The organism is Phocaeicola fibrisolvens (genome assembly GCF_025567125.1).
Classification (GTDB): domain Bacteria; phylum Bacteroidota; class Bacteroidia; order Bacteroidales; family Bacteroidaceae; genus Phocaeicola; species Phocaeicola fibrisolvens.
In genome coordinates this window covers 23,650-32,090 of the sequence record NZ_JAOQJI010000046.1, presented here as the reverse complement: position 1 = coordinate 32,090, position 8,441 = coordinate 23,650, and the positions used below count along the sequence as shown (strand labels likewise).

Genomic DNA, 8,441 nt, shown 5'->3' with positions numbered 1-8,441 from the left:
CAGCATATTGCTTTTTTGAAAAGAAGCCCGCCATTGATGTAAACTTTGTCAATGACGGACAACTGTCTATTTTCTAATTTTATATCGAACTCACGTTATCTTAGATATTTCAGGAACATACAGACTCGGGAGATATATCTCATTAAATCCAGCCATAAAGAAACCTCCAGCCTTAGGACCAACTCCATCAGGACCCTCCTTATGAAAACGAATGGTTTTTACCAGATTAGCTTTATGAATATCATAAAGATATATCTCAGGTTCATCATTACTCATAAAGGCCAAATACTTTTTTCCCAATGAATCTGTAAATATGGATAATGATTTTATATATGTAGTGGTACTGGTACTAAGCGGAAAAGAAATACTTTCATCTGAGGATGTGTCAAAATGACCACACCCTCTTTGTTTATAATAAATGGATATTTTTTAGATTTTTCCGTAAGCTTTAAGATAAGCTACTTGACAAGCCCCGTTGCTGGTATTGGTCTCTGTAATAACTAATTTTACGTAGCGGGCGGTAACTGGTTCCTGCAAAGATATAACTTCTTCTGCGGGAATGAGTGGGCTGTTGCCTTCTACAATGGTTCCATCGGGAGCTTCCCATGGCAGGGAGAAAGTGAATCCTCCGACTTCTATGAAATCCTCATTGTTTGTGCTAACCCACAATTCCAGTTTTTTTACGCTGCCATAGTTGTTTTCGCCATAGGCACGCCGACCGATAGCAAAACTGATACATTCCAGTTCTTCTTTCATGTCGATAACCAGCCAATGTGGCAGAGGAGCTCCTCCATCACTATATTGGCTGTGCCAGTATTTTGTGCGGTCCTCACTGAACAAGCTGGCATAACCTCCTCCGTCACTAGTTTCTACATCGGAACCTGTGGCTGTCCATTTAGTCCAGTCATATTGCAGGGTATTTTGTCCTTCGTATTTTTGTAGTACCGTGAAGGTGGTGGTACGGTAACCACATCTTACATTGACGGTAGCTGTACGGTAATTAGACGGATCCGGATTAGTCTGTGTGGCTTTTACGGTTATGGTTTTTCCTGAAGCGGAAACTGTGCACCAGTCAGCTCCTTCTTCTACGCTCAATAGAATTTCAGAAGGAATGTCCGTATCGGCTGTCAATGTAGTAGTAGATCCTTCAGCTGCTTCCAATACAGCCCGTTCAATGACAATGTAACCTACATAAGGTTGTTCCTGTTCCTTGCAGCCGTAGAAAATGGCTACCAAGAGAATCGATAAGAGATATGATAACTTTTTCATTTTAATACATTTTTATGGATTTGTTTTTCCTTTTTGTCGGTTTATGTTTATGGATTTTGTCCTAAATCATAAGGATATGCATCATATTGTGCTTTTGGAATGAAGGAGCAAACCGCGGGTGAGTTATAAGGAATTTCCAGGAATTTGTCTCCAGCTTGCCAGGTATGCCCACCAGGGTATCTGCGGTCCATGGTCTGGCGTTTACGGAAGACGTCGAATCGGCGATGTCCTTCCCATGCCAGTTCCAACATTCGTTCTTCTTCTACGATTTTGTTGATATCCTTGGGTTGTCCGGCTTCTGCAGTGGCCATGTTACTGGTGGTCCATTCAGGAATACCGGCTCTTCTACGTAATACATTGACATCATCCAGTGCGGCCTGCACATTGTTCTTTACGGCATTGACCTCTGCACGAATCAGGTACATTTCAGCCAAGCGGGAAATGACGGGTGACCACAAGTGAGTGGTTTGTTCCTGATAAGAACACTTGTTGATGGCATATACCAAGAACTGGCTTTCCTTGTTACGTTTTGTTTTGGCATCATATACTCTCGGTTCTATTCGTCCGATATATTTCGTTCCGTCGGATGCAGTTACGTAGTAGCGTGTGCCTAAATTGTAGGGCTCAGATTCTATGTAGATGCTTTTCAAACCTTCCCGTTCATCAGGATTAATAACGAATTTCCCGTTTTCTTTAGTCAGTGACAATTGTTTGTACATATAATTTGCTGTATTTCCTTGTTTGACACTGTAGGCAAATGTCCAGTCAGTATAAACTTTATCGGGATATCCTGTTACACTGTAATCATCTATACCGTCTTCCACGTAGCGTTTTACAATGAATCGGCTGCGTAAATCCTGAGGCATATCTTTGTCGTTGTGATACAGTTCGAGCAACTCAAGATACTTGGATGAGGGGTAGACTTCTTCCCAACCACTATTATCAATGGCGATGAAAAGTCCACCTGGACGGCCATAGCCGGCATCGTCTTTGTCCAATGTACGGCGGACAGCGAAGATGGTTTCTTTGTTGTTTTCAGGAATAATTTGTGGATAGGTAGCGAACCGTTCTCCAGTTTCCAACCCGAAACGGCCGGATTTGATAACTGAATCGGCCATTACGTATGCATCGTCCCATTTTTCCATATAAAGATAGACTCTGGCCAAAAGAGCTTGGGCAGCCTCTTTGGTTGCATAGATGTTTGATTTGGGATCCATACCTTCCGGAAGAGTCATATAAGTGCTAGCCATTTTCAGGTCTTTCACTACTTGTTCGTAGACTTCGGATACGGTTCCTCGGGTAGGAGGAAGGTCTTCCGGATCGCTGGTAAGTTTTAATGGAATTCCCGGATTCTGTGTTGGATTGTTTGAGTAGGGCTGTGAGAATTCATTTACCAGCAGGAAGTAGCAAAGTGCGCGGAGATAATAATTTTCACCCATAATCACTACTTGCTCATCGGTCAGATTTTCTCCTAATTCCTTACACATTTCAATGACCAGATTGCAATTGCCGATGGTGCGGTATCCAAGTTCCCAAGTATATTCCGTACGGCTGTCGGTGAGGCTTCTGGTATAGTCATATATTTTAAAGGCTCCATCAATAGAGGTTCCTCCCCATGATACATCATCGGCACCGTAGTTCCAGAAATAGAACCCATTGTCGATGAGTCCTCCGTCATTTTTCAACAAACGGTAAGAGCCTTGCGAAACTTCTACCAGATTTCTTGGATTGAGGTCTTCTGCCATGACTCCATCATACATTGTTACGTCCAAATCGCATCCTGCCATTGTAGTCAGCAGGCTGGCAGCTCCCAATATGTATTTTATTTTCATAATCGTATTAGTTTATATCGTTAAAAATTGAGGTTCAATCCTACAGTGAAGCGTCTTACGGTAGGATATCCGTAGCTGCTTGCTTCTCCGTTATAGCTTGAAGACAACAGAATTTCGGGATCTTGTCCGGAGAACTTGGTAATGGTGAACAGGTTTTCACCGCCTACAGTCAAACGAAGAGAATTTAATTTCAAAGGTTTCAACCATTTCTTCGGGAAATTGTAGGATAAAGAAATAGACTTCATCTTGAAATAGTCTCCAGGTTCCAGATAACGGGTAGACAACTGTGATGCTCCATTGTTACCTCCGGCAATCAGTTGAGGATGCGTAGCGATATCACCCGGTTTTTCCCAGCGGCTCCATCCGTCGGCCAGTGCCATAGGAGGCTGTGTGGTACGTTCTGCGTCACGGTCGAGCGCACCTGCACGCATGCTGTTATAAATCATTGCACCGGCACTGAATGTAAAGTTGGCATTGAGTGATAGACCTTTCCATGACAAGCTGGTGCTGAGTCCTCCATTCACTTTGGGAGTTGCTGAAGAATCCAACAATACATAAGTTGCTTCTGAATAGTTTCCAGTAACCGTTTTGATACCTGTTTCCTTATCGATTTTAAACCAAAGAGGAGTACCGGTCATGGCATCTACACCGGCCCATTCCGGCATGTACCAGTTCATGTAAGGATATCCTACGGCGGTTGCTTTTGTTACCAGGTCATCTCCGTCGGGAAGGTAAGTTACTTTATTTTTGTTGTAGCCGATATTGAAACTTATGTCCCAGTACCAGTCTTTAGTTTTGATGATTTCAGGTGTCACGGTTAGTTCAAAACCTTTATTTTCCATCTTTCCGTCATTGGCTGTTTGCCGGTTGTATCCTGTTACGGCAGACAAGTGCTTCAAGTAAATCAGGTTTTTCACTTTCTTGGAATATCCGTCGAAAGTTATGTTTACTCGGTCGAACAAGCGGATATCCAATCCATAGTCCAATGAACCTGTTTGTTCCCATGACAGGTTCGGATTTCCTGAATAGTTGGAATAAAAAGCAATTTCATCGCCATATTGTTGGGTGATGTCGAATTTGGTAACCCATTCATACGCTCCACCCGGAAGGTTACCGCTGATACCATAAGAAATACGAGGTTTCAACTGGTTAATCCATTCGATATTTTTGATGAAATCTTCTTCGTGCATGTTCCATCCACCTCCTACAGACCAGAATGTAGCCCATCGTTTGTTGGAGCCGAAACGGGAAGAGCCGTCGCGGCGTACCATTACCTGGAACAGGTATTTTCCTGCATAAGAGTAGTTTCCGTTAAAGAAGATGGCTGCATTCTTTTCTTCTGTTTTTGTGCCGGAGGCTTTTTCATTAGATGCTCCAGCGTTCACAATGCCTGCCCCTGGGTAAATATTGGATGCTTCGCCGTTCAAATCCCGATAACGGTATTCATCGTAGTCATATCCTAAGAAGGCATTGATTTCATGTACTTCATTGAATGTTTTCAGCATACGAAGCATCTGGCTGGTATAGATAGAACGTGTGTTGTAACTTTCATTGCGGAAGGTTCCTCTTTTGGCTGCTCCAGCTTGGCTTTCCGGATCGGTATATATATCGGAATTGCTGTTGTTGAATCCGACTTTATTGTTGGATTCGAATGTCAGCCAGTCAAAAATCTTGAAGTCGAATCCGAAGCCTATATCCATGGCGTTTGTTTGGTTCTTGCTCCAGTTGTATTGTAGGTCGTACAAGTAATTTGAACTGCCGTCGGAGAACCATTTGTCGTCTGGGTTGAAGTCTGTTTCAGATGGAGAAGGGGCTCCTTCTTTTCCAGTCTTGATTTCTCCCTTTGAATTGTAAGGAGTATCCCAGGGCGAATAACTTGTATAGGCCAAAGAATGCTGTTGGTTGAAAGTTTCTTTATAACTGATGGCAATTTTAGATTTTAATGTCAATCGGTCATTTACTACATAGTCGGTATTGGAACGCATGGTGAACCGTTTGTAATCGAAGCCTTTGATAGCTCCTTCTTCTGTGTAGTAGTCGCCTGATATATAGGATTTGATTTTTTCGTTACCGTATTTGTAACTGATATTATAGTTTTGAGTCAGTGCATTTTGAGTGGCAAAATCCCACCAGTCAAAGTTGCGATCTCTTAAATAGGGTTGGAGCCATTTTTGTTCGGAAAGAGTACCGGCATTGCGATAGGCTGTTTCCAAGTAATCATAATACTCGGCACCTGTCATCATGCGCAGCTTGCCTCGTTGCAGTTGGGATACACCAAATTTGACGGATGCATCAAATTGTGAAACGCCTGCCGCTCCACGTTTCGTAGTGACAAGAACTACGCCGTTGGCACCACGTGAACCATAAAGAGCAGTGGCTGAACCGTCTTTCAGAATAGAAATAGATTCAATATCATTCGGGTTAAGTTCAGCCACGGCGTCACCTACTACACCATCGATAACCCAAAGTGGTTCCTTGCTTCCAGTAATGGATCCGATACCACGAACACGGATACTGACTCCTGCACCCGGCTGTCCGGAAGTTGGAGAAACCTGGACACCGGCAACTTTACCTTGTAGCATATTAGCCACACTAGGTGTGGTGACATCTTTTAGTTTGTCAGCGTTGACTGATGCGATGGAACCTGTGATAGAACTTTTACGTTGTGTACCATAACCTACTACCACCACTTCATCTAAGGCTTCCGAATCTTCATGGAGTTTTGTTGTTTGACTCTGAGCAGTTGAGGTGATTTCCATTGGCTTATATCCAACAAAAGATATAATTAGCTTAGCACCTATTGTGCCTTCGAACTCATAGTTACCATTATAATCTGTGATGGTTCCTATAGAAGTTCCTTTTATTAATACATTAGCACCAATAATAGGCTCTCCTGTTTTTGCATCTAGAACTGTTCCTTTGAGTTTTGTCACTTGTTGAACGACTGTAGCTGAAGTGGTCTGGTTGGCAGGAGCAGAAATTGCCGCTGTGGGGAAAGGGGCACAGTAAAGTGCACTCGCTAGCACAATCAGTTTACCTGCACTGTTTGTTTTTACTTTCATAGTATTTAATTAAATTGAATTTAGTCATATATATTTATTATTATGTATACGGCAAATTTATAGAAAAAATCATATAATATGATAATATATATGGAAAAATTTTAGTATTAATTGTTGTCTGATTATATTATTCTTGTTTGTATTTGAAATAATTTGTAGCTTAAACGCTTGCTAAACTTATTTTTTTATATATAATGATGAAGGCCTCTTAGATGAGATGTTTTCTTTTTGAAAGTTTTTTAAGGATTACAAAAGGCTGAAAAAAACAAAGCCAGGGCTAAAAATACCTGGCTTTGTGAAATGTATGGAAGACTAATACCTCAGATTATTTTTTAAGCATCTTTTCAGCTTGTTTCAACATCTTTTCAGCTTGTTTTACTGCTTCCTTCAGTTCCTTGCTTTCTGTGCCGTTGGCTTTTTTCTGCGTTTTTTCCAATTGTGCAGAAAGCTGTTTGATACGTGCTTCTATTTCTTCATTTTTCAAATTGGCTTTCTTTGATTTGGATAGCCATTCTTTCATGCCTTGAGCTTTAAGTGTGAGAGTGGCAGTTTCAGCGGTAAGTTCAGTTGCGGCTTCATCTTCAGGAGTGGCAAATGCGTGATGGAATCCTTTTATGTCATTCCAGTGTCCACGGGTAAAATCAGGGAATGCTACGGCTGCACAACCATTGTCCATAGAAATGGCTCCCAGTTCTGCTAATGAACACCATTCAGCCAAGTCGTATACATCCATATCCAATGGCAATCCATTTTGCAGACAGTATACCATGCGGCTATCCATAATGAAGTCCATACCTCCGTGTCCTCCTACTTCTTTAGCCATTTCACCGTATTTCTTCAGAATCGGGTGCTGGTATTTGTCGACCAATGCCTGCATTTCTTTTTCAGGAAGGAAAGAGTGAGAACTTAAGTTGTCTACTTTTGGTTGCACGCCGGAAGCTTTCATCTGAGCTGCATCTACAGCATAGCCTTCAATCGGATATTTATTAGCGAAACCTTTTGTTCCAGTCAGCTGATACAAGCGGTTATAAGGTTGTGGGTTCATGACATCGTGTTGGATTTCAATGACTTTTCCGTTAGCAGTGCGGATAAGTGTAGTAGTGTGGTCACCGTTGCGGAATTCTTTGCAAGGTGCACCTGTTGCCTTTTCTACCAATGCTTTACCGTGTACAGATTTAGTATCCATGGCTACCAAGGTAGTCATGCGGTCACCACGATGAATGTCGAGTGCCTGAGCTACAGGGCCAAGGCCGTGAGTAGCATATACGTCGCCGCGGTTTTCTTTGTTGTAACGCAGGCGCCAGCCCAATTTATCTTCTTTTCCGTTTTTCCAATAGTAAGGCCAGAAATCATCCAAGTTGTGGATGTAAGCTCCTTGTGCGCGGATTACTTCACCAAATACGCCTTGCTGAGCCATGTTCAAAGTGTTCATTTCAAACCAGTCATAGCAGCAGTTTTCCAAAATCATGCAGTGCTTGCGGGTAGTTTCTGACAAGTTGATGAGTTCCCAGCATTGTTCCAAGTTCATGGCTGATGGAACTTCGATGGCTACGTTCTTTCCATGTTCCATAGCATATTTTGCAATAGGAAAGTGATGGTCCCAGTCGGCTGCAATATACACCAAATCGATGTCTTCCCGTTCGCAAAGTGCTTTATAACCTTCTGCACCTGAGTAGATGGCTGCTTCAGGCAGGCAGGCTTTCTGTAAATAGTTCTGACATCTTTCTGCACGTTCTTTTTCGTAATCACATAAAGCTACAATTTTTGTACCCGCAATATGGGTAAAACGTTCTACGGCTCCAGGACCACGCATTCCTAATCCTACAAATCCTACACGTACCACATTCATTTTGGGAACGGTGAGCCCTAGTACGGGCTGTTGTCCAACTGGGCGTTCTGGAGATTTTATTACGATAGTACCTTTATTCCATTCCCATTGAGTGGAGGGTGAGAGACTTTGAGCAAGTAATTGGGCAGGTGTGCAGACTAAGGTTAATACAGTGCAAGCACCGAGAATCATTTTTCCAAAAGGTTTCATAGTTTTAGTTGTTTTTTAGTTGAATTTTTAACGAGGGCAAATATACAAAAAAACATCAATATCCAAATGTTTTTTCTAAAAAACGTTCGGATTATAAAAAAGAATAATAATTATTCTGTATAAATAGAATAAAATAAGGAATATGGGGGTTTGTTTTTAAATAAAATAATTCTAGGGTAGGCTACGGGCTGTATTAAAAGAAAGAGTGGAATTAATTACACTTTTAATAGATGGAAGGTC

Annotated in this window: 5 protein-coding genes; all 5 read right to left on the bottom strand. The window is 41.9% G+C overall.

Going from position 1 to position 8,441, the window contains the following annotated elements:
• Positions 1-90 precede the first annotated feature (90 nt).
• Positions 91-420, bottom strand: coding sequence for a DUF4221 domain-containing protein (locus OCV81_RS14805; RefSeq protein ID WP_262640390.1), 330 nt, complete (start codon positions 418-420; stop codon positions 91-93).
• A gap of 9 nt (positions 421-429) precedes the next feature.
• Positions 430-1,269 (bottom strand): discoidin domain-containing protein, encoded by an 840-nt coding sequence (locus OCV81_RS14800; protein ID WP_148330724.1) that lies wholly within the window; start codon positions 1,267-1,269, stop codon positions 430-432.
• Between the two features lie 47 nt (positions 1,270-1,316).
• Positions 1,317-3,101 (bottom strand): RagB/SusD family nutrient uptake outer membrane protein, encoded by a 1,785-nt coding sequence (locus tag OCV81_RS14795; RefSeq protein WP_148330723.1) that lies wholly within the window; start codon positions 3,099-3,101, stop codon positions 1,317-1,319.
• Between the two features lie 20 nt (positions 3,102-3,121).
• Positions 3,122-6,163 (bottom strand): SusC/RagA family TonB-linked outer membrane protein, encoded by a 3,042-nt coding sequence (locus tag OCV81_RS14790; protein WP_148330722.1) that lies wholly within the window; start codon positions 6,161-6,163, stop codon positions 3,122-3,124.
• 325 nt (positions 6,164-6,488) lie between these two features.
• Positions 6,489-8,201, bottom strand: a complete 1,713-nt coding sequence (locus OCV81_RS14785; RefSeq protein WP_148330721.1) for a Gfo/Idh/MocA family oxidoreductase — start codon at positions 8,199-8,201, stop codon at positions 6,489-6,491.
• Positions 8,202-8,441: the final 240 nt, after the last annotated feature.